This window comes from Hahella sp. HNIBRBA332 (assembly GCF_030719035.1).
Lineage (GTDB): Bacteria > Pseudomonadota > Gammaproteobacteria > Pseudomonadales > Oleiphilaceae > Hahella.
In genome coordinates, this window is record NZ_CP132203.1 from 3285221 (window position 1) to 3305257 (window position 20037).

The 20037-nt window shown below is 55.4% G+C and carries 16 protein-coding genes; 6 read left to right on the forward strand and 10 right to left on the reverse strand.

Features of this window, described 5'->3' with window-relative positions:
- Positions 1-43 precede the first annotated feature (43 nt).
- The 8 genes from O5O45_RS14485 to O5O45_RS14520 form a co-directional block, all read right to left on the reverse strand.
- Positions 44-1024 (reverse strand): esterase/lipase family protein, encoded by a 981-nt coding sequence (locus O5O45_RS14485; RefSeq protein WP_305905920.1) that lies wholly within the window; start codon positions 1022-1024, stop codon positions 44-46.
- 200 nt (positions 1025-1224) lie between these two features.
- The gene (locus O5O45_RS14490) at positions 1225-1776 is read right to left on the reverse strand and encodes a DUF4136 domain-containing protein (protein WP_305905921.1); all 552 of its coding nucleotides are present in this window, start codon (positions 1774-1776) and stop codon (positions 1225-1227) included.
- A 65-nt stretch (positions 1777-1841) separates the two neighbouring features.
- Positions 1842-2414, reverse strand: a complete 573-nt coding sequence (locus O5O45_RS14495) for a DUF4136 domain-containing protein (RefSeq protein WP_305905922.1) — start codon at positions 2412-2414, stop codon at positions 1842-1844.
- A gap of 154 nt (positions 2415-2568) precedes the next feature.
- A complete protein-coding gene (locus O5O45_RS14500) occupies positions 2569-2979 on the reverse strand; it encodes a response regulator (protein ID WP_305905923.1) in 411 nt (136 codons plus the stop codon).
- A 69-nt stretch (positions 2980-3048) separates the two neighbouring features.
- Positions 3049-3414 (reverse strand): response regulator, encoded by a 366-nt coding sequence (locus O5O45_RS14505; RefSeq protein WP_305905924.1) that lies wholly within the window; start codon positions 3412-3414, stop codon positions 3049-3051.
- Between the two features lie 11 nt (positions 3415-3425).
- A complete protein-coding gene (locus tag O5O45_RS14510; protein ID WP_305905925.1) occupies positions 3426-5804 on the reverse strand; it encodes a response regulator in 2379 nt (792 codons plus the stop codon).
- Between the two features lies 1 nt (position 5805).
- Positions 5806-6348, reverse strand: a complete 543-nt coding sequence (locus O5O45_RS14515) for a YfiR family protein (RefSeq protein ID WP_305905926.1) — start codon at positions 6346-6348, stop codon at positions 5806-5808.
- A gap of 3 nt (positions 6349-6351) precedes the next feature.
- Positions 6352-8157: a TonB-dependent receptor plug domain-containing protein gene (locus O5O45_RS14520; RefSeq protein WP_305905927.1), complete on the reverse strand. Its 1806-nt coding sequence runs from the start codon at positions 8155-8157 to the stop codon at positions 6352-6354.
- 264 nt (positions 8158-8421) lie between these two features.
- Between O5O45_RS14520 and O5O45_RS14525 the strand changes: the two genes are divergently transcribed.
- Complete coding sequence (locus tag O5O45_RS14525; RefSeq protein ID WP_305905928.1) at positions 8422-10131, forward strand: putative bifunctional diguanylate cyclase/phosphodiesterase; 1710 nt, start codon at positions 8422-8424, stop codon at positions 10129-10131.
- A 5-nt stretch (positions 10132-10136) separates the two neighbouring features.
- On the opposite strand, the gene O5O45_RS14530 is transcribed toward O5O45_RS14525, so the two are convergent.
- On the reverse strand, positions 10137-10787 hold the full coding sequence (locus O5O45_RS14530; protein ID WP_305905929.1) for an HD domain-containing protein: 651 nt from the start codon (positions 10785-10787) through the stop codon (positions 10137-10139).
- Positions 10788-11078: 291 nt separating this feature from the next.
- On the opposite strand from O5O45_RS14530, the gene O5O45_RS14535 reads away from it, so the two are divergent.
- The 5 genes from O5O45_RS14535 (at position 11079) to O5O45_RS14555 (ending at position 17890) form a co-directional block, all read left to right on the forward strand.
- Positions 11079-12494: a sigma-54 interaction domain-containing protein gene (locus O5O45_RS14535; RefSeq protein WP_305905930.1), complete on the forward strand. Its 1416-nt coding sequence runs from the start codon at positions 11079-11081 to the stop codon at positions 12492-12494.
- Between the two features lie 374 nt (positions 12495-12868).
- Positions 12869-13945, forward strand: coding sequence for a TRAP transporter substrate-binding protein (locus O5O45_RS14540; RefSeq protein WP_305905931.1), 1077 nt, complete (start codon positions 12869-12871; stop codon positions 13943-13945).
- Positions 13946-14138: 193 nt separating this feature from the next.
- The gene (locus O5O45_RS14545) at positions 14139-14837 is read left to right on the forward strand and encodes a TRAP transporter small permease subunit (protein ID WP_305905932.1); all 699 of its coding nucleotides are present in this window, start codon (positions 14139-14141) and stop codon (positions 14835-14837) included.
- Positions 14838-14841: 4 nt separating this feature from the next.
- Positions 14842-16200 (forward strand): TRAP transporter large permease, encoded by a 1359-nt coding sequence (locus O5O45_RS14550; protein ID WP_305905933.1) that lies wholly within the window; start codon positions 14842-14844, stop codon positions 16198-16200.
- 13 nt (positions 16201-16213) lie between these two features.
- Complete coding sequence (locus O5O45_RS14555; RefSeq protein ID WP_305905934.1) at positions 16214-17890, forward strand: acyl CoA:acetate/3-ketoacid CoA transferase; 1677 nt, start codon at positions 16214-16216, stop codon at positions 17888-17890.
- Here O5O45_RS14555 and O5O45_RS14560 read toward each other — a convergent pair whose 3' ends face one another.
- On the reverse strand, positions 17891-19678 hold the full coding sequence (locus O5O45_RS14560; RefSeq protein WP_305905935.1) for a thiamine pyrophosphate-binding protein: 1788 nt from the start codon (positions 19676-19678) through the stop codon (positions 17891-17893).
- Positions 19679-20037 lie beyond the last annotated feature (359 nt).

The following is a 20037-nucleotide window of genomic DNA, read 5'->3' on the forward strand; positions in this document are numbered from 1 at the left end:
CTCACCGCATGTCATAGTAAGGGCGCACTGCTCAAACTACTGATCAGAGTCCGATATTTTTCAGACGGTTGGCCTGCACGCGGTACAGCGACACCGGGTTGTGCCAGATGGAGCCCACGCCCATCACGTGATTAATCACGTCGATATGGTTGGCGTCATAGTCGCCCAGGTACTCGCCCAGTTTTTGCGAACAGACGGAAACCATACCGTCGTTGGCTTCACCGCCGAACGCCAATGAGGTGGTGAAGAGAAACGGGTCCAGCAGATCCAGAATGTTGGTCATCACGCTTTTTCCCGCCCAGGAGTACAGATGGATCTCATTGCCGCGATACGTTACGACCGTATCGCGGTCCTCCACACATTCCCCAGATGCGGTCCCATAGGGGTGACGGCTGTTGAGATCCGCAGTACCGACTGAAGTCAGCGAATCCAGCGCCGCAATAGAATCCTGCGAATGCTCATCCCCCGAAATCCAGGCGATCAGGGAGCCGAATGCATTCGCCACCGCAGCGACGCCGCCCTCAATCGAACTGTCCGCAGGAATGACGCCGCGAATCATATCCGCCACCCGTGAGCCGTTGTTGACCCCATCCACGGAAGTCAGCGAGGCGATATGCCCCTGTCCTTCCGCATTGGCGTGAGCGTCAAAAGTGATGGCGGCGCGAGTGGTGGGAGAGCCCTGGCTATGGGCGAAAACATTGTATTTCACCGCATCGCCGTAGACGCCGCTATTAATATCGTCCGCCAGGAACAGGCCACGCTGTTCGCTATCATTGAACGGCGATACGCTGGCGATGACCACATCAGCGCCGCTGCGGCACAAATTCATGGGCACTGTGTGAAAGTATCCCAACAATCCGCCGACAGTATCGAAACCAGTAATGCCATGCACCATCAAAAAGGGATGTTGGGTATCGGTATAACCATCTGAAGTACCCGCCCAGGCGCTGCATCCATCAGCGTGTGAGAGGGTGGAGAATGAAGCTGCCACGACCAAACATACAGCGTGCGTTATTTTTTCCATTACGCTACCTTCTGCTTTCGTTAATGTTTATTTTTGTACTTCTCAACAGCATTTTCAGGTTAATAAAGCGACAAACGAAAAAGAATCACCTGTATGGGTGACTCTTCCTGACAACACACGAAAAAGAAATTTTCCCGGTCTCGGGATCAAAGGAAAGCGCCCTTGCGGGATACTGTGACAGGACGGGGAAACCGGAAAGACTATTGCGCCGCCGGCTGCGGCGGGTAGCGCTCAAAGATGGCGCGCACCTCTTCTTCCAGGTTCTTGATCTTTTCTTCAGGGGTCTGGTCGTAACTCATACGCCTGGATGAAGAGCCCTGCCATACGACGCGATTGGTATTGGGCTCTATCATTTCTACTGTGAGCACGCCCATTTGATAGTCATGCGCCACCACATCGCGGTCATGAGAAAAGAAAGGCCGCCAGAACCCAAACCCAGGCTCCTGACGATACTCCTGCCGGTTATCAATGCGGTATAGAACCCGCACCAGCACATCCGCCGTCTCAGCCGGAGACAGACCTTCGTCTTGCAGCGCCTGCTCCACGGTCTGACGCATCCGCTGCTCGCGTAATCCCACTACACCCTGAGCGTCGCGATTCTCCATCGCCCAGCGATAGGTATGGATGCGGGAAAAGTCGAACTCCTCGGCGTAATCGCCACGCACCTGGTAACCGGCGCAGCCGCCCAACAGCAGCAGCGCGCACAGCGTCGCCACGCGACTTAGCAGATTCAATTGTCCGCACAGGTTCATCGAAGTCTCCTCACCCACATTCCACATACAGCGTCAGTCTGACGCCCAATCTATCACTCATGCCTTCAAACGTCTTTCGGTGGAAAATTCTGTAGCATTTCTCCCACCTGTTTGCGGATTTCCGCTTCCTTCGCCGCTGGCGAATCGTCCTCGCTCAAGGGACGAGCGGCCTCCGCGCTCCAGATAACATTGGCATTCTGCGGATCGATCATCTCCAGCACTAACTTGCCTCGCATCACTTCTTCCGCCGGCGGTCGAGTCCCCAGGCTGATGCCGACGCCGGTGCGCCCGCTCGCGATGCCATAGCCAAAACCATAGCTGATTCCATCGCGGCGGATTTCCTTTTCCTCTTTGATCCGCCAAGTGCTCCAGACATCCGCCTTGACCTTGTCGACCATTTGAAAACCTTTGTTCTGCATGAACAGGCGAATGGCGTTTTCTATTCGGGCGTCGCTCAGCGTGGTCGCGCCGCCATTGACGCTGGGCGGCGTCAGGGCATAGGTTTTTAGAGAGGAAAAGTCTCTGCCGGGCTGATAATCATATCGCGCCGCTTTCGTGGCGCAGCCGGACAGGTTAGTAGTTAAGGTCAAAGTAACCAGAATGGCGGACACTCCGCCAATAATTCGCTTGTGAAACATAAAGCGCTCCCCATGACGCGCCCGTTAGAGGAACGCAGCCAGGGCGCCTCCAGCGGAATTTGCAACTTATTCCTACAATATTGCCCGGCCTGGGTATTTTCCATGAACAATTGGTAATACGCTCTTATGGGTCCCGGTTCTATGCGACACAGGCTCAAGGGTCCGTCCGGTCGATGACGAGGCTTTCCTGCAAATACTGCAGTAGCACGCGATAACTAAAAGGCTTGGTGATGAAGTAGTCGAATCCCGCTTGATCGATGGCCTCCAGATCGTTTTTCATGGCGTGGGCGGACATGCCGATGATTAACACAGGCCGTTTCCTAGCTTGATTCCGCTGTAGCGATTCCGCTTCTCGGATCCGGCTGGCGGCGACTATACCGCTGACGCCTGGGAGTTTGATGTCCATAAGTATCGCCTGGGGCGACAATTCAGAGGCCAGCCGCACACCCTCTTCGCCATTATCCACGGCCTGGCACCGATAGCCTGCATTTTCCAGGATATCCAGCAACAAACGTCTGGAGGCCGGGTCGTCTTCAACAATCAGAACATCTGTCGTTTTGATCATCGCCGCCTCCACAAACCTTTCACCCTGCCCTGCGTACACCCTTTCTCAGAGCCTCGCCCAAGCGCCTTTTCAACTCACCGACAGAAAACGCTCGATTTTTTCCAGCAGGCGAGGGAAATTCACCGGCTTGGTTTCGTAATCATCGCATCCCGCCGCCAACGCCTTATCACGGTCTTCCGACAGAGCATGGGCCGTCAGCGCAATAATGGGAGCGTCGCATCCTCCGCTCTCTTTTATTCTTCGGGTCGCCTCATAGCCATCTATAACGGGCAAGCTCAAATCCATCAGGATCAACGCAGGCCGACATTCCTGCGCCATGGTCACCGCCTCGCCGCCGTCGCAGGCAAGCGCGATTTCGTATCCTTTCCGACGTAGTCGACGCGTGAGCATGTCCGCATTCATATCGTTATCTTCGACAATCAGCAGCAATGTCATGACTCTCTCCCCTAACTTACCGGCATCCTTTCCTCCAGTACTTCCTTGATGCGGCTCAGCAGCGCGCTCTTGTCATACATGCCTTTGCGCAGCACCGCCTGGGTATGCTGTTGCAGCAAGCTGCGTTCCGCCTGGGTCAAATCCCTGGCGGAGATCACGATGACCGGGATATCCGCGGTTTTCTCATTGCGACGGATTTGCTCAAGAAATTCGAAGCCGTTCATTCCCGGCATGATCAAATCCAACAAAATCATAGAAATATCCGGGTTCTTACTCAGTTTTTCCAAGCCTTCCCGACCATCCTCCGCCATGATCAGACTCCACCCGGTTCCATGCATGTACGCACGCACCAGTTCCAGGCTATGCACATCGTCATCCACGTACAGCACTTTCATTCCGGTATCTTTTTTCTGATAGCGCTGCAAGATCGACAACAGGCGCGAGCCGTTGATCGGCTTCACCAGATAATCCGCAGCGCCAAGCGCAAAGCCTTTCTCCGCGTTGGACTCAATGGTGTGCATGACGACCGGAATGTGGGCCGTCGCCGCATCGGACTTCAGCTTTTGCAATACCTGCCAGCCATCCTGCCCAGGCATGAAGATATCCAACACAATGACGTCAAAATCTTCCTGTTTCGCCAGCGCCAATCCTTCAGCGCCAGAGAGCGCGGAACGGACCATGAATCCATGCTTGTTCAGTTGATGCTTCAGGATGTCATGCACCGTTGGATCATCGTCGATCAGCAACAGCCTGGCCCCTGTCATCACATTTGGCGCAGGGAGCGGTATGTCTGACGTAACCAGTGGCGGTCTGGAGGACAGCGTCTCTCCGCCCTCGATGCGCTCTTCCGAACCGTTGATTTCAGCCGTAGTGGGCAAGCGTATGCAGAACTCCGAGCCTTCGCCTTCTTTGCTGGAGACGCTGATTTCTCCTCCCAGCATCGTGGCGTAGGAGCGACTGATCGCCAGTCCGAGGCCGGTACCGCCGTAGCGCCGCGTAGTGGAGGGATCCGCCTGACTGAAAGGTCGAAACAGCTCCTTTATCGCGCTGTCGCTGATGCCTATTCCCGTATCACGCACCTTGCACAGCATCCAGTCCTCCCCTTCTACAGATTCCCTTTCGCATATCAACTCTACGACGCCGTCCTGGGTGAACTTGACCGCATTGCTCAACAGGTTGAACAGGATCTGCCTGACCTTGACCAAATCGCTGTGCACCACGCCAACTTCAGCTGCGCCGCGCACAACCAGTTGATTGCGTCGTTCATCCGCCAGCAGCCGCAACGCGCCTGCCACTTCATCAACCAGATCCTCCATGCTGAACGCCTCAATGCTGATCTGCATCTTGCCGGCTTCAATCTTGGATATATCCAGAATATCGTTGATCAGACTCAGCAGGTGTTTACCTGCGGAGCGCACCTTGCCGATATCATCGAGAATTTCCTCTGTCTCATAATCGTCCTCCGCCACGACTTCCTGCAGCATTTCGCTATAACCGATGATGGCGTTGAGAGGCGTTCGCAGTTCATGGCTCATATTGGCGAGGAAGCGGCTTTTCGCCTTATTGGCCTCCTCCGCCCGATTGCGCATGGCGATTAAGTCTTTCTCCACCACTTTGCGCTCCTGAATCTCCCGTTCCAGTTCCCGGTTCAGCGAGACGATAGTTTCCTGCCGCGCCAACTCTGACAACATGACATTGAGACTATCCACCAGATGCCCGATTTCATCCTCATTGCGCTTGCTGGCGCGAGCGTTGAAGTCCTTGTGCTTGGAAACCTGCATCGCCCACTCCGACAGAGAAGCCAGCGGCTGGGTAATGTGGGACTTCAGCCAGTAAGACACCAACAACGTCAGAGCCAGCATACCGACGATCAGCACCAGAAATAGCGTCAGCAGCTTCTGTTTGAATTTATCCCACTCTTGCAGATTCGATTTCAGCACCAGATATCCGACTGTTTCATCATTCACCTTCACCGGCGTCGAGGTGATGTAAAACTCCCGCCGCAGCCAAACGCCGCTCTGGCCCGCCATCGCCGCCAAGCCCACCGCAGCGCCTGATTGCGGATACTCGGCAAAAGCCACGCCGCCGCCATTCTGATACAATGCAGCCGCCTCCACGGAGGTGTTTTCTTTCAATGCAGACAACACCTTGCCCGCGGAAGACGCATCGTTGAAGGTCAGCGCCGCGCCGGTGTTCTCCGCCAGCACCTTGCTAAGCATTTGCAGGTCCTGGCGCATCTTCTGATGAAAATAGAGATTCGCCATCACCGTCAGAGTGATAGCGCAGATAACTAGCAGCAACAGCGCAAAACCGAGAACGCCTATCTGCATCTTGGCGCGGATGCTAACCCGCCGCCACCAGCTCACCTCTGTCGTTTGCGCATCTTGCATGTTATTCCACTCCCAATTGCACCAACTGCGCCGCCACCTTGAAATTGGTCTCCGTGACTAGCGACGCGTTGACTCTGAAGCGTATGCTGTCATCTTTCTGATACAGCTCAATCAAGCCGCCATAGGCAATAAACGGGGAGTATTCGCTTATGGTCAGCACTTCGCGCACATCCACCAGTTTCAGGATGCGTTCTGTTTCTCTCTCTTCCGACGAAGACAGGAACAACACATTGCAGCCATATATCGGTAGATTGGGTCGATATCGTCCCAGGCTACTGACGACGACCGTACCCTGTGGCGCTTTAGCCCCGTTTACTTCGTCTAAAGCATCGCCAAAGCGATTTACGCCGACGATACAGACCTTGATCTGACCATCGTGGACTAAAGACTCCTGCGGAAAACTCACAAACTGCATAAAATTGTAGAGATAGGAGGCTTTGATTTGATATTCGACATCGGCCGCGAACACGGCGGCGGAAAACGCCAATATTATCGCCGTCGCCATGCCGCTCGCCCAATTCCAGCACATCTGTCGAGAGGACATCCGCTAAAACTCCCAGCCCAGATAGAAGGCGGCGTCAGATTCCACCTCGCCATTCGGGCCCACTGACTCCGGGTGCGGATCCCCCAAATGACGGATAACCCACTGCGCGCGCAGATCTTTAGTCGGCTTCCACACCACGCTGAGGTCCGCCACGAGAAAGCTGGGGATATTCGAAAACTGAATCCGATCCACGTAGCGCAGATAGGCGTTTAAACTCCAGGCGGGCGATATGTCCCAGTAGGAAATCAACTGCGCCATATCTCTGGGAGAGGCGTCTTCGAGGCTCTCCGCGCTGATCACCGAGTCGCTGGATGAGTCCAGCTCCAGATCCATTTCCATGTGACTGGCGTTGAAACGTAATCGCCACACAGGATTTGGCTTGAAATCCAACGAGGCTTCAATGCCCCGGACGTCGCCGGACATCTCGTTGTCGATAACGCCGCCTCCAACCGTTCTCAGGTCATCATACTCGCCGTAGTAGGCGGACAGGTCCAGCGTCCACTTCTTCCAGGATTGGCGCCCCCCAAGCTCGTAAAATTTAGCGCGTTCCGGTAGCAGGCTCTGCGCCCCTTCCAGCCCCGGCGCATACAAGTCGTGCTCCAACCGCGTCGGCACACGCACCGCTTTGGACCAGGACGCCCAGACGATAGCGTTCTGGAAGTCATAAGCAAGCCTTATACTGGGTTGCCATTCCTCACCGGAGTAATCATTCACTTCATATTTAGTTCCTGCAATGACACGGAAATTCTCACCGAAGGGCTTGATTTCATCCTGAATAAACAGGTTCTTGACCTCATCATTCCGCCTCTCTGGCCTCAAACCGGATATCTCAGAAGGCGACACAACTTCATCATGCACCACCCGATAACCAACTCCCGCCACCACATCATGAAACCCGAACTGGTTGCGCAACTGGTATTCCAGGTTCCAGATATCACGCTTATCGTCGAGGCCTGTGGTTTCCAGCACAGTGTTATCAAAGTAAAGCAGCAATTGTTGGCTAAGCTGCTCAGAGAAGGTATGACTCCAATTGAACATCAGATTGCCGCCGTGGAATTCTTCCGTCGGATCGGCCTCACCTCGATAATAATCCCCCTGCAAGGTGAACTCATCCTTACGGCCGCGCCCCAGATCCACCCTGAACCCGGTTTGCAGATGTTCACTGTCGTCTTCCGTCCCCAGGCCGCCGCTATTATCCCGATAAACCCCTTTGCCATAGATGCGGGCGAACCCCTCATCGCCGACTCTCCAGCCATAGCGCTGCTGATACAACGCCCGTTCTTCCAGACCAACGCCGGCGGTGACCGCGCCACCCTGCGTTTCCTGCGCATTACGCGTGATTATGTTGATGACGCCATTGACCGCATTGGCGCCCCATAAGGTGCCGCCAGGTCCCCGCACCACTTCGATGCGATCCACGTCTTCCAGCATGACGTCCTTCTCCTCCCACAACACGCCGGAATACAGCATGCTGTAAATACTGCGGCCGTCGATGAGCACCAGCATCTTGTTGGCGTTAGTGGTGGAGGAACTGAATCCGCGGGCGCTCACGCTCCACTTGCCCCCCTCGAAACGATTCACTTCGAGCCCGGGAACATAGCGCAGCGCTTCCGCAATGTGGGTGACGCCCATGCGTCGAATCTCGTCCCGGGTAATGACGTAAACCGCCGCCGGGGCTCTGGCGAGTAATTCCTGTTTGCGGGACAGGGTGGAAATCTTAAGCCCCATAAGCTGCTCCAGACTGGCGCCTTTAATATCCAGCACCAGATCATCTCTTGCAGCGAATGAAGTAGCGGAATATAGCGCCATTAGCGAACATCCAGCTATTTTCGCGAGGTCGGACGGTCGTTGTTTCATATCCTCGAAACTCCCTTGAACCGTTAAACTCAGTATAGAAACAAGCTGGGAATTAACAAAAAAACACACATAGTCTGGGTTGGCCTCACCAGCCAAAACAACCTCCTCCCCGTCGCATCAGAGAGCGCCCCCTATTACAAAAAGTCCTGATTTGAGACGTTAAATTTGCTGGAATTCTTGACTAGACTTTAAAGATCAAGCGATGGAAAACAATTTATGCTCCAGCTCGAGGGAAGCAGGCTGTTAATAGTCGACGACGAACAGCGCAACACCAGACTGCTGGCGGATATCTTCCGCGCAGAAGGTTGTGACGTTCACGAGCTGAACAACAGTTGCGACGCGCTGAAAACCGTCGCCAGTTACGAACCGGACCTGATTATCCTGGACGTAATGATGCCGGGTAAGAACGGCTTTGAGCTAACGCGGGAAATCAAGTCTCATGAAGCCTGGAAACACATCCCCATTATTTTGCTGACCGCGCTGGCGGACAGGGACTCCTGCGTATCGGGACTGGAAGCCGGCGCAGAGGACTATGTCAGCAAGCCTTTTAATCGTCGGGAGCTCTGCGCCCGCGTCAACAACCTGCTGAAACTGAAAAAGCTGCATGACTTTCAGAATCAGAATATTCGTTTGCTGGAGCAATACGACCCGGTCACCGGCCTGCCGCGCAAAGAAATCTTGTTAGAGATCGCCAGCACTCTGTTTAAGAAGAAAAAAGACAGTTCCTTTTGTGTCGGCGTATGTGAAATCGACTTGGATCAAACCCTGATCGGCCTGCTCAACAGTCTGGATCGCGATATGTCCGAAAAGCAGATCAGCCGTACAGTGGTCGAACGCATGTCTGCGATTTTTCCACCGGGCATTCTGATGGGCTGCCTCGGGCCCGGAAAGTTCGGCGTCGTGCTGGAAGCCTCGGAAAACGAGGCCGCTTCCCAATTGCGTTTGTTGCAGCATCGGCTGCAACAGCCGTTTATGATCCACTCGCAGGAGTTTCTGCTGAAATTCTCCATCGGTTACATGCCACCCAGCCTGCCTTCGCGGGAATGGCGCACCCTTTTCAATAAAGCGGAAATGGCGCTACTGGAAGCCAAAAAAGAAGGCGGCAACCTGCTGAAAAAGTTCATCCCGGAAATGGACGCGGAGAACTACGAGCGTTGGTGGCTATCTCAGGCGCTGTTTCAGGCTATGCGCGATCAACAGTTTGAGGTGTACTTCCAACCTCTGGTGGACATACACAAAGAGACACTGGTTGGATTTGAAGCCCTGTTACGCTGGCATCACCCGGACAAGGGCTTTATCAGCCCCGCGCGCTTTATCCCGCTGGCGGAAGAGAATGGACACATTTACGACTTGAGCCTGTGGATGATCGAGCAGGTCTGCCAGCAGATCGTCGCCTGGCGCAGGATCGGGCCGAGGGTGCGCATGGCGATTAATATTTCGCCGGCGCAATTGTATAGAGACGACTTTACCGAAGACTTTGTCGACATTTTCAGCCGCTATCATCTGACTCCGAATGACTTTGAACTGGAGTTGACCGAGAGCAGCCTGATGGACCCCAAAGGCGGCGGGCAACTGCAAGCGCTGTGGCGACAGGGATTCGATATCGCTATCGACGATTTCGGCACGGGATACAGCAATCTGGAATACCTGAAAAAGTACCCGTTCAACCGCCTCAAAATCGACCGCTCCTTTATCAGCAATATCTGTGAATCCAGCGACGATATCGCCATCGTCAAAGCCATTCTGGCGATTGCGGAACACATGGGCTTCAAAGTTATCGCAGAGGGCATCGAAACCGTTGAGCAACTGGAAAAGCTGCGCGAACTGGGATGCCATGAGGCTCAAGGCTTTTACTTCAGCAAACCGGTCCCCGCCACGGCTGCGACAGACATGTTGCGCCACGGCCTGAAACCGTCAAAACCCTGATCCGCCTATTTGCCTCTATTACTTCCCTCAGGCTCCGTAAGACACGCCAAGGCTCGTTCTATATTGGCTCTGGCGGTGGATTCCCGTTCATTGCGGAATTTATCTGTCTGATAGATGAAGACGTCGCTCAAAAAGCCTTGCAGAACCCGACGGCGACCCGCGCAATACTGCGGCCAGGGAATGTCTTTATATTCCTGCCTGATCCAGGCTTCATATTGATCATATAAAGCCGGAGCGGCGCCCAGTATCGCCAGGTCGATATCCACCAGCAACGCGGCGTCATGGCAATCCGGTTGTGACGGATGGCGGGTGTGAAGAATCAAGGCCCGCACCTTCGCCGTCATATCGGGTGTCTCACCCAGCTGGCGCAGCTCAACGACCGCACGTCGGGCGCTGTCCGCTTCGCTATCCGCGTTTCCTATCTGGTAGACAATATCGTGATACCAAAGCGCCAACTCCACGGCTCGGGGATCTTCCAATTCGCCAGGAACCTCATCGAGATGGCGCAGGCAGGCCTGTATATGATCCAAGGTATGGTAATGGCGATGCGGTTCCGTGTAGGCGCGCCGCAATCCATCAAAGCAGCGCTTGACGGTTGCAGGGTCCACCACGGGGAAAAGCCGTCGCCAGCGAGTAAACAAAGGGTCTTCCGGCATTCAGTGCGTCCTTGTTAAAACAGAGGGTCGACATCAAATGACGACGTCGTTTCGTCGCATCATACCTTCAGACACACTAACTAAAAACCTGATCGCGGCGTCAATATCAACGATAGCCGCGAGAATTGTTCAAACATTGAACTTTTTACCTAAACCATTGTTGTACCCCCACAGTTTCATTGCCTGACGGCAGCTTTCGGAGTATGTTTCCCGGTTACACGTGGAGTACTTTTGTTGTCATTCGGTCCCTCTCAATGGACAGGGTCGGATTAAGAAACGGACGGCGTAGACATGGCAACCTCAATTTCAGACAGTCGGCTTCCTATCGAAGCCCAATTAGCCTTTATTCAAGATAATCCTTTGATGGATCTGCTGGACAGTTTTTGCGAAGGCAGCATCATTGTCGATCAAAAAGCCCGAATTCGCTGGCTCAGCGACAAATACCGCCTTCTGCTGGAACTGCCGGAAGACGCCGCGAAGTATGTCGGCCGCCCGGTGGAGGAAGCCATTCCCAACAGCATGATGCGTCAGGTGGTGGAAAGCGGCCGCCCTATTCTTCTCGATCTCATGCGCATTCGCGGCACCTGGATGGTGGTGACCCGTATGCCGATCCGGGACGATCAGGATCAAGTCATTGGCGGCATTGGTTTCGTGTTTTACAAGCAGTTGGATTACATGAAACCCCTGGTGGAAAAGTTCGGTCGCCTGCGCGGCGTGCCCACCACGGCGGAAAAACAGCTGGCGGACATGCGGCAGGCGAAATATTCCTTCGCGGATTTCATCGGGCAAAGCCCGGTCATCCGTGAACTGATCCGTCGCGCGCGCCAAGCGGCGGAGCTGGACACCACCGTTTTACTGCTGGGCGAGACCGGCACTGGCAAAGAAGTGCTGGCCCACGCCATCCATCACGCATCGGTGCGCGCGGAGCGGCCGTTCGTTGGCGTCAACATGGCGGCGATACCGGAAAGCCTGTTGGAAGCAGAGTTTTTTGGCGCAGCGCCTGGGGCTTACACCGGGGCGGATCGCAAAGGGCGAATTGGAAAAATCCAGCTCGCGGACGGCGGCACTCTGTTTTTGGACGAAGTCGGCGACTTGTCTCTGAGCCTGCAGACCAAGTTATTGCGGGTGCTGCAGGAACAAGAGTTCGAAGCCCTGGGCTCCAATCGCATCATTCGCGTCAACGTACGCATCATCGCCGCCACCAGCCGCAATCTGAAGCAAATGGTGGAGACCGGAGAATTCCGTTCTGACTTGTACTATCGCTTAAACGTTTTGCCTATCGAGGTGCCTCCACTGAGAGACAGAGAAGGCGACATCGAGCTACTGGTCGGCAATATGCTGCGACAGTTCTGCGACGCTTCCGCGTTGCCATTTCGCAAGCTCAACGCAGAAGCGATGCAATTACTGCGAACCTACCACTGGCCAGGGAATGTGCGAGAGCTTCATAACACATTGGAACGCGCGTTTATTTTCGCAGAAGGAACGGAGTTAACCGTGGCGGATTTCGCCCATCTGCAGGGGGCCGGAGATAAAGAAAAACGTCGCGAGGCCGTCAAGCCGCTATCGGAGGCCATGGCGGAGGCGGAGCGCAACTTTCTCAAGCAGGCGATGTCCGCCTGTAATGGCAACCGCTCCGCCAGTGCGAAGGCGCTGGGGATATCCCGCGCCACCTTTTATGAAAAATTGCAGAAGCATGCGTTGATTTAAGGCGTCGCAAGACGCCTTTTCCGAGCGTTCATGTGCGTAAAGCATGCAGAAAAAGGTGCAAAGAGCATATTTAACCAGCTCGCACAGATAAACTTGTACTAATAATTTTATAACTAACCTCCCCGCCCTTTTTGTCCGATTCCTCATACATTGTCTGAAAATATGGACAACTCCACGGCCTCATTAATGTCAGCGATTACAAGCTCCCGGAGATACCAGGCCGCCCACCTGTCCGGCCTTCCGTACAGCCACCGGAGAACAGGTCATATTTGATACGTATCTATATGAAAATCAAGGAGTTTAAAAGCTGGCCCAATATATGTATTCTGCCTTCCGATAGTAGTCGGCAATAAAAAGAAATTTAGGGAAATACTATGCATTTACATGGAACCTCATCATCCTTATCTTCGCGCACGCTCGCCAAAGTTCTCATTGTCGCCACACTGACTTGCGCAGGAGCGGCGCAGGCGGCCGACAAAGTACGCTGGAAAATGCAGGCGGCGTACGGCAGCAACCTTCCCGCCTTGGGCGACACGATTCCCGGCGTCATGGAGTCGCTTAACAAAGCCTCCGGCGGCCGCATCATGATCAAGCACTACGAGCCCAATAAACTGGCGCCCACACTGGATATCACCGAAGCCGTCAAAAGCGGGAAAATCGAAGCCGGCTACACTTGGCTGGGATACGACCAAGGCCGTATCGCCTCCTCCGTACTGTTCTCCTCCGTTCCCTTCGGTATGGAGCCCTGGGAATATATCGCTTGGTGGTATGAAGGCGAAGGCCGCCAGATGGCGGAGGAAATCTATCATCGCGACAACATTCATCCCCTGCTGTGCGGCCTGACCGGGCCGGAAACCGCAGGTTGGTTTAAAAAAGAGATTAACAGCCTGGAAGACGTCAAAGGCCTGAAAGTCCGCTTCGCCGGTATCGGCGGTCAAATCATGCAGGACCTGGGCGCTTCTGTGACGGTATTGCCTGGCGGCGAAATCTTCCAGGCGCTGGAGAAAGGCGCTATCGATGCGACGGAATTCTCCCTCCCCGCCGTCGACCAGAAACTGGGTTTCAACAAAGTCGCCAAATACAACTATTTCCCCGGCTGGCATCAGCCGCATTCCGCTTTCCATTTGGTAGTCAATAAACAGGAATGGGACGCCGTCTCCGAGAACGACAAAGAGATGATCAATCTGGCGTGTCAGGCCGGCGTCACACGCGATTTGGCGCGCAGCGAAGCCATTCAGGGCCGCGCCATGGAGCAGTTGGAGGCTGACGGAGCCGCCGCCCGCAGATTGCCGGAAAGCATACTGCGCAGTCTGCAGGAAGTAACCAAAAAAGTACTCGATGCAGAAGCCGCCAAAGATGCGGATTTCAAGAAAGTATACGAAAACCAGCTGGCGTTCGGAGCGCAGTATAAGCGCTGGAAGCAGTTGGGATATCTGCCGCGCGACTTCTAAAGCTGCTTGGCTGGACGTTGCGCAGCGGTGTCTGATTTCCTTGAGGTAAGCAGTACCCATAGCGTTCTAGGGTGTCGCTACGACACTTTGTGGGGGCCCGGCCCCCACCTTTTTCGGCTGGAGGCTATCCCGTTCCGCCAAAGGGACGCCCGTTTTATAGGCCGCAGTGAGAATAATAAGCAGGAGTTTCCATATGCAGGCGCATCCTATTAAGGCTGACAGCGCCAACACCGACGCACTGAGCGACGCATCATCGTCTCAGAGCGAGCTATTGCGCCATAAGCGCGGTCTCGACGCATCCCCACAAAATTTCTCTCCCTCATCTTTTGAACATCATCACGCTTTCTCCAACCTAAACGCCGCAGCGAGCCCGCCGCCAGAGCTGCCGCACACACGACTGTCCAGATTACTGGACATATGCGTGCGTCGAGTCGGCGAGGCCAGCGCCTGGATCTGGCCCATCCTGATGCTGGTGATCATGACCAATGTCGTGATGCGCTACTTTTTCGGCGAAGGGCGCATTGAGTTCGAAGAGTTACAGTGGCATCTATACGCCATTGGATTCCTCACCGCACTGGCGTATTGCTACCAGTCCGACGACCACGTGAGAGTGGATGTCGTCCATGAGCGTCTTTCTCTGAAATCCCGGTGCTGGATTGAGCTTCTCGGCATTCTGTTTTTGCTGATTCCGTTCCTTACGTTACTGACCTATTACGCATATCCCTTCGTCTATGGCGCCTGGCTCAGTGGTGAACGCTCTTTGTCTCCCGGCGGGCTGCCTTATCGATGGGCTATCAAGGCGGCGCTGCCCGTTGGCTTGTTGCTTCTCTCTATCGCGACGGCGTCCCGTTTCAGCCGCGTGTTCGCCTATCTTTTCCTGAAACCGAGGTAATGCGATGGAGCTGAATGAAGTCCTGGCCATCGCAATGTTCGCCACATTCATCATTCTTATTTTTTCCGGCTTTCCCGTCGCGTGGTTACTGGGCGGAGTCGCGGTGGTATTCACTGGCGTCGCCCTGTTCGCGGACACCTACCTGGACGCATTTATCGGCATTGATTGGGACTACACCGCGCTATCGGTGGATCGAATCTGGGGCATCATGAATAACTGGGTGTTAGTGGCGCTGCCCATGTTCGTCTTCATGGGACAAATGCTAGACCGATCCGGCGTCGCTGAAAACCTGATGAATGACATATCCAAGCTGTTCGGCCGCATGAACGGGGGAACCGCTGTCGCGGTGGTGATCATCGGACTGCTGCTGGCCGCATCCACCGGCATCATTGGCGCATCGGTCGCCCTGCTGACCTTGCTGGCGCTGCCGGTGATGCTGAAAAACCACTATCAATCGGAGCTGGCGGTCGGCTCAGTCTGCGCCGTCGGCACCCTGGGAATCCTCATTCCTCCCAGCATCATGCTGGTGATGATGGCGGATCAACTGGCCATGTCCGTCGGCGACCTGTTTCTCGGCGCCGTAATGCCTGGCGTACTTCTGGGCTCCGCATACATCCTTTACATTGTCGCCCGCGCCAGCTTCGACCCCAGCATCGCGCCTGCCGCCGCAGACGCAGAACCTCTCAACGGCAAGATCGCTTTAGCTGCATTACGTTCAATCATGGCGCCGGCTTTACTGATCCTGGCTGTGCTGGGCTCTATTTTCTTCGGCCTGGCGACGCCCACAGAGGCCTCCGGCGTCGGCGCTTTCGGGGCCACCTTCCTGGCCTGGCGCAACAAAAAACTTAATGTAAATATGTTGCGCGATGTCTGCCGTCAAACCAGCAAAACCACCGCGTTTATCTTCGCCATACTCATTGGCGCAACCGCTTTCTCTTTGGTCTTGCGAGGCCTGGGGGGCGATGAGCTGATTGAGAACGCTCTGACCGGCCTGCCATTTGGCCCCAACGGCGTCATCATATGCATTCTGGCCTGTGCTTTTCTGCTCGGCTTTTTTCTGGACTGGATCGAAATCACCCTGATCATCCTGCCGCTGGTGGCGCCGGTGGTGCAGCAACTTGGCTTCGATCTGGTGTGGTTCACCGTCATGTTCGCCGTCTGTCTGCAAACGTCTTTTTTGACGCCACCGGTAGGATTCGCCCTGTTCTATTGCAAAGGAGTGGCGCCGCCGGAAATCAGGGTGGGGACTCTCTATCGCGGCGTTACGCCCTTTATTTTCCTTCAGCTGGCCGCCCTGGTGCTCGTATTCATGTGGCCGCAACTGGTCACTTGGCTACCCCAGCAAGCCTACGCCAATCCATGACTCCGAGGTTGTTATGCACCCGAAAGTAATTAGTGCCGAACAAGCAGCTTCCCTGATTGAAAACGAACGCACCGTCGCCACCGCTGGCTTCGTCGGCATCGGTTTTCCGGAAACTCTCGCCGTGGCGTTGGAAAAGCGATTCAAGGAAACGCAGTCGCCGCGGGACCTGACTCTTGTCTATGCAGCGGGACAGGGGGACGGCAAAGAGCGCGGACTGAACCACCTTGGCCATGAAGGGTTAGTGAAACGGGTGGTCGGCGGACACTGGGGCCTGGTGCCGAAACTCGGCAAACTGGCCTGCGAAGGCAAAATCGAAGCCTATAACCTGCCCCAAGGCGTCATCACGCATTTGTATCGCGATATCGCCGCTGGCAAGCCCGGCGTCGTCACGCATGTCGGGCTGCATACATTCGTCGATCCCCGCTATGACGGCGGACGCATCAACGACAGCACGCCTCCGGGACTGGTAGAGCTGCTCAATGTGGCGGGCCAGGAATATTTGCTGTACAAAGCCTTCCCCATCCATGTGGCCCTGCTGCGTGGCACCACCGCCGATCCCAAAGGCAACATCACCATGGAGAAAGAGGCGATGCCTCTGGAAAGTCTGGCCATCGCCCAGGCCACCCATAACAGCGGCGGTCTAGTCATTGTTCAGGTGGAAAGGCTGACCGCCCGTCACAGCCTGCATCCCTCCCGGGTGCGCATCCCCGGCATTTTGGTGGACAAGGTCGTGGTGGCGCCGCCCGAACATCATCAACAGACATTTGCGGAGAGCTATAACCCGGCCTACAGCGGCGAAATCAATCTGCACTTATGCGACCACAAAGCGGCGTTGGATATTCGCAAACTGATTTGCCGCCGCGCGGTGATGGAGCTGCGCCCCGGCGCTATCGTCAATCTCGGTATCGGAATGCCCGAGACCATGGCCACCGTCGCCACGGAAGAAGGCCTGATGGATGAAGTCACGCTGACGATCGAGCCAGGCGGCATCGGCGGATTTCCCGCCGGCGGCCTTAGTTTTGGCGCGGTAATGAACGCCGAGGCGATCATAGATCACCCCTCCCAGTTCGACTTTTACGATGGCGGCGGTCTGGATCAGGCGTTCCTGGGCATGGCGCAGATGGATAGCGAAGGCAACGTCAATGTCAGCCGCTTCAGCCAGCGTATGTCCGGCGCCGGCGGCTTTATCAATATCAGCCAGAACGCCAAGGAAGTGTACTTTCTCGGCACCTTCCTGGCGGGCGATTACAACATCCGCATCACCGGCAATGGCTTGGAGTTCGGCGTTGCGGACGCCACCATGAAACTGGTGAACAACGTCGAACACCTCACCTTCAGCGGCCGCTACGCCTTGGAGCGCGGTCAAAAGGTCACCTACATCACTGAACGCTGCGTTTTTCGTCTGAGACCTGACGGCCTGGAGCTGACGGAAATTGCGCCCGGAGTGCAGATCGATCGGGATATTCTCGCCCATATGGGGTTCCGCCCACGCATTTCCCCCAAGCTTAAGATCATGCCGATTGAACTGTTCCGCAGCGGCCTAATGCATCTGAGGCTGCCTTTCTCCGGCAGCGCCTCACCGCCAGAGGTGTCTCCGCTCCCCTTGGGAGACACGTATGCGGAATCAGTCGATGAAACCATTGAGCGCCATTACCACAGCGCGCTCAACATAGAGGCCTCGCGGGACTGATCAGACGGATATTGAGCCTTTTCGAAAGTCCGAGTGGTCCAGAATCGCATTGATCAATACCGGCCTGCCCTGACGCGCCAAAACTTTCGCTTCTTGCAACACAGGAGCGATATCGGCTGGCTTATCCAGTAGAAAGCCCACCCCGCCATAGCCCTCGGCGACTTTATGATAGTCCGTGCGACGCAGCATAACCCCCACATCGTCCTGCAGTATTTCCACCTGATCTCGGGCGATCTGGCTCCAGCAGGCGTCATTACCGACCACGGCTATCACACCGATGTTATGACGAACGCAGGTATCGAATTCTGCGAGGGAATAGGCGCAGGAGCCATCGCCGTACAGCAGCCACAACTCCGTCCCTTGCGTCGCCGCTGCGGCTCCCAACACAAAGCCGCCGCCAACGCCAAGCGTCCCGAACACACCAGGATCAAGCCAGCTCAAAGGGGAGCGAGGACGTAGCGTGTAGGCGGCGGTGGCTACAAAGTCGCCGCCATCAGCAATGATCGCGCTTCTCTCGTCCATCGCCGCGTCGATTTGCAATAGCAGATCCAGCGGATTAATGCGCCCGCCCGCTACCGACGCTTGCGTGCGGATGTCTTTTTCCCTCTGCCGATCCCTGTCACGTAATGATTCCAGCCAATCAGCGTCCCATTGCATCGTCTCTCCACATGACTCCGCCAATTGCACAAGAAAAGCAGCGGGATCTCCCCAGACCGGAATGGTTGGCAGACGATTTTTGAACAGATCCTCGCGCTGCGTATTCACTGACACTAACGTCGCTTTTCGGGAAATATGAGAGCCATAATCGAGACGAAAGTCGCAAGGCGCTCCAGCCAATAAAACCCAGTCCGCCTCGCGCAATGCCTGCTTGCGATGATGCCTCAGCTGCAGTGGGTGATCCGGCCCCAGCAGGCCCCGCGCCATGCCAGAGAGATAGACTGGCGCGCCCAATCTTTCGATCGCAGAGGCGAGCTTGTCCGCCTGTTCAGGATGACGCAGCGCCTGGCCGCCGATCACCACAGCGGGACGCTTCGCCTTGCGCAGGGACGGCGCCGCCACGGTCGCCAACGATTTATTCTTTACCGCATCGATCACATCCAGAGACACGTCCGTCGCAGTATGGCGCAGGGCTCGTAACGTGCTCCGCTGCGGCGAATCCTGAGCCCCTTTGAACATCTGTTCAGCATGAAAGTCCAGATACCATTGCACCGCCTTCCCGCCGAGACCGCCCTTCCCCTGCTCGCCGCCTTTCACGCCATACCATTCTCTTACCACCTGCTCTGGATAAAGCAGATCGATGGGAAGTTCAACGAATATGGGGCCGGACGCGCCAGCGCACGCAACTCTGAACGCCTCCTGTAATGTCGGCGCAATGTCGCGAACCTTCTCCACCGCAAAGCATTGCTTGACCGTGGTCGCCAGCAGCCCGGTCTGATCGATATCCTGCAATGATCCACGCCCGCGCAGCACTGTCGCGCTGGCCCCGCCAAGCAGAATTAACGGAGACTGCGCCATCTGCGCATTTTTCAGCGCCGTTACAGCGTTGGTGACCCCAGGACCCGCCGTCACCGCCGCCACGCCGGGTATTCCCGTCAGGCGCGCATAAGCGTCAGCGGCGAATACCGCACTCGCCTCATGCCTCGCGTCAATCACCTGCATTCCCGCCTTGCGGCAACCGGATAGAATGGGCGAAATATGCCCGCCACATAATGTAAACAACACCCCGACGCCATGCTCCAACAAGGCCTCAGCCACCAGATCGCCACCGTGTTTCATACGCAAGTCCATTCCCTGTTCCATGTTTGACTATTGTTTCAGGAACCTTAAACCAAGCTTCCATCACTGGCCAACTCAAACTGTAGCGGCGTCTTACCTCTACCCTTTTTATCTAACGCGATTCGCCGCTTTACGCCCCAAGCGCACGGCTGACAATTCACTCAGCCTTATGGCGGTAGTCAGGTCCAGTGGCCTCATGTATCCTTGCGACACACTCAATGTGATACAGAATATGCGATGTCCGACTTCCCGATAGCCTTGTCGTCACAAGGAGTTGGAGTTCAGCGGAGCAATTGGAATTTAGACCGCTGTCGGCAATCGCATGACGGTTTTCGACGTCAAACGTCGCTTGATTATTAAGTTTATTTTCA

Coding starts and splice junctions, on each gene's coding strand:
- O5O45_RS14485 (WP_305905920.1), bottom strand. CDS start 1,024: ATGGAAAAAATAACGCACGCTGTATGTTTGGTCGTGGCAGCTTCATTC.
- O5O45_RS14490 (WP_305905921.1), bottom strand. CDS start 1,776: ATGAACCTGTGCGGACAATTGAATCTGCTAAGTCGCGTGGCGACGCTG.
- O5O45_RS14495 (WP_305905922.1), bottom strand. CDS start 2,414: ATGTTTCACAAGCGAATTATTGGCGGAGTGTCCGCCATTCTGGTTACT.
- O5O45_RS14500 (WP_305905923.1), bottom strand. CDS start 2,979: ATGATCAAAACGACAGATGTTCTGATTGTTGAAGACGACCCGGCCTCC.
- O5O45_RS14505 (WP_305905924.1), bottom strand. CDS start 3,414: ATGACATTGCTGCTGATTGTCGAAGATAACGATATGAATGCGGACATG.
- O5O45_RS14510 (WP_305905925.1), bottom strand. CDS start 5,804: ATGCAAGATGCGCAAACGACAGAGGTGAGCTGGTGGCGGCGGGTTAGC.
- O5O45_RS14515 (WP_305905926.1), bottom strand. CDS start 6,348: ATGTCCTCTCGACAGATGTGCTGGAATTGGGCGAGCGGCATGGCGACG.
- O5O45_RS14520 (WP_305905927.1), bottom strand. CDS start 8,157: ATGGCGCTATATTCCGCTACTTCATTCGCTGCAAGAGATGATCTGGTG.
- O5O45_RS14525 (WP_305905928.1), top strand. CDS start 8,422: ATGCTCCAGCTCGAGGGAAGCAGGCTGTTAATAGTCGACGACGAACAG.
- O5O45_RS14530 (WP_305905929.1), bottom strand. CDS start 10,787: ATGCCGGAAGACCCTTTGTTTACTCGCTGGCGACGGCTTTTCCCCGTG.
- O5O45_RS14535 (WP_305905930.1), top strand. CDS start 11,079: ATGGCAACCTCAATTTCAGACAGTCGGCTTCCTATCGAAGCCCAATTA.
- O5O45_RS14540 (WP_305905931.1), top strand. CDS start 12,869: ATGCATTTACATGGAACCTCATCATCCTTATCTTCGCGCACGCTCGCC.
- O5O45_RS14545 (WP_305905932.1), top strand. CDS start 14,139: ATGCAGGCGCATCCTATTAAGGCTGACAGCGCCAACACCGACGCACTG.
- O5O45_RS14550 (WP_305905933.1), top strand. CDS start 14,842: ATGGAGCTGAATGAAGTCCTGGCCATCGCAATGTTCGCCACATTCATC.
- O5O45_RS14555 (WP_305905934.1), top strand. CDS start 16,214: ATGCACCCGAAAGTAATTAGTGCCGAACAAGCAGCTTCCCTGATTGAA.
- O5O45_RS14560 (WP_305905935.1), bottom strand. CDS start 19,678: ATGGACTTGCGTATGAAACACGGTGGCGATCTGGTGGCTGAGGCCTTG.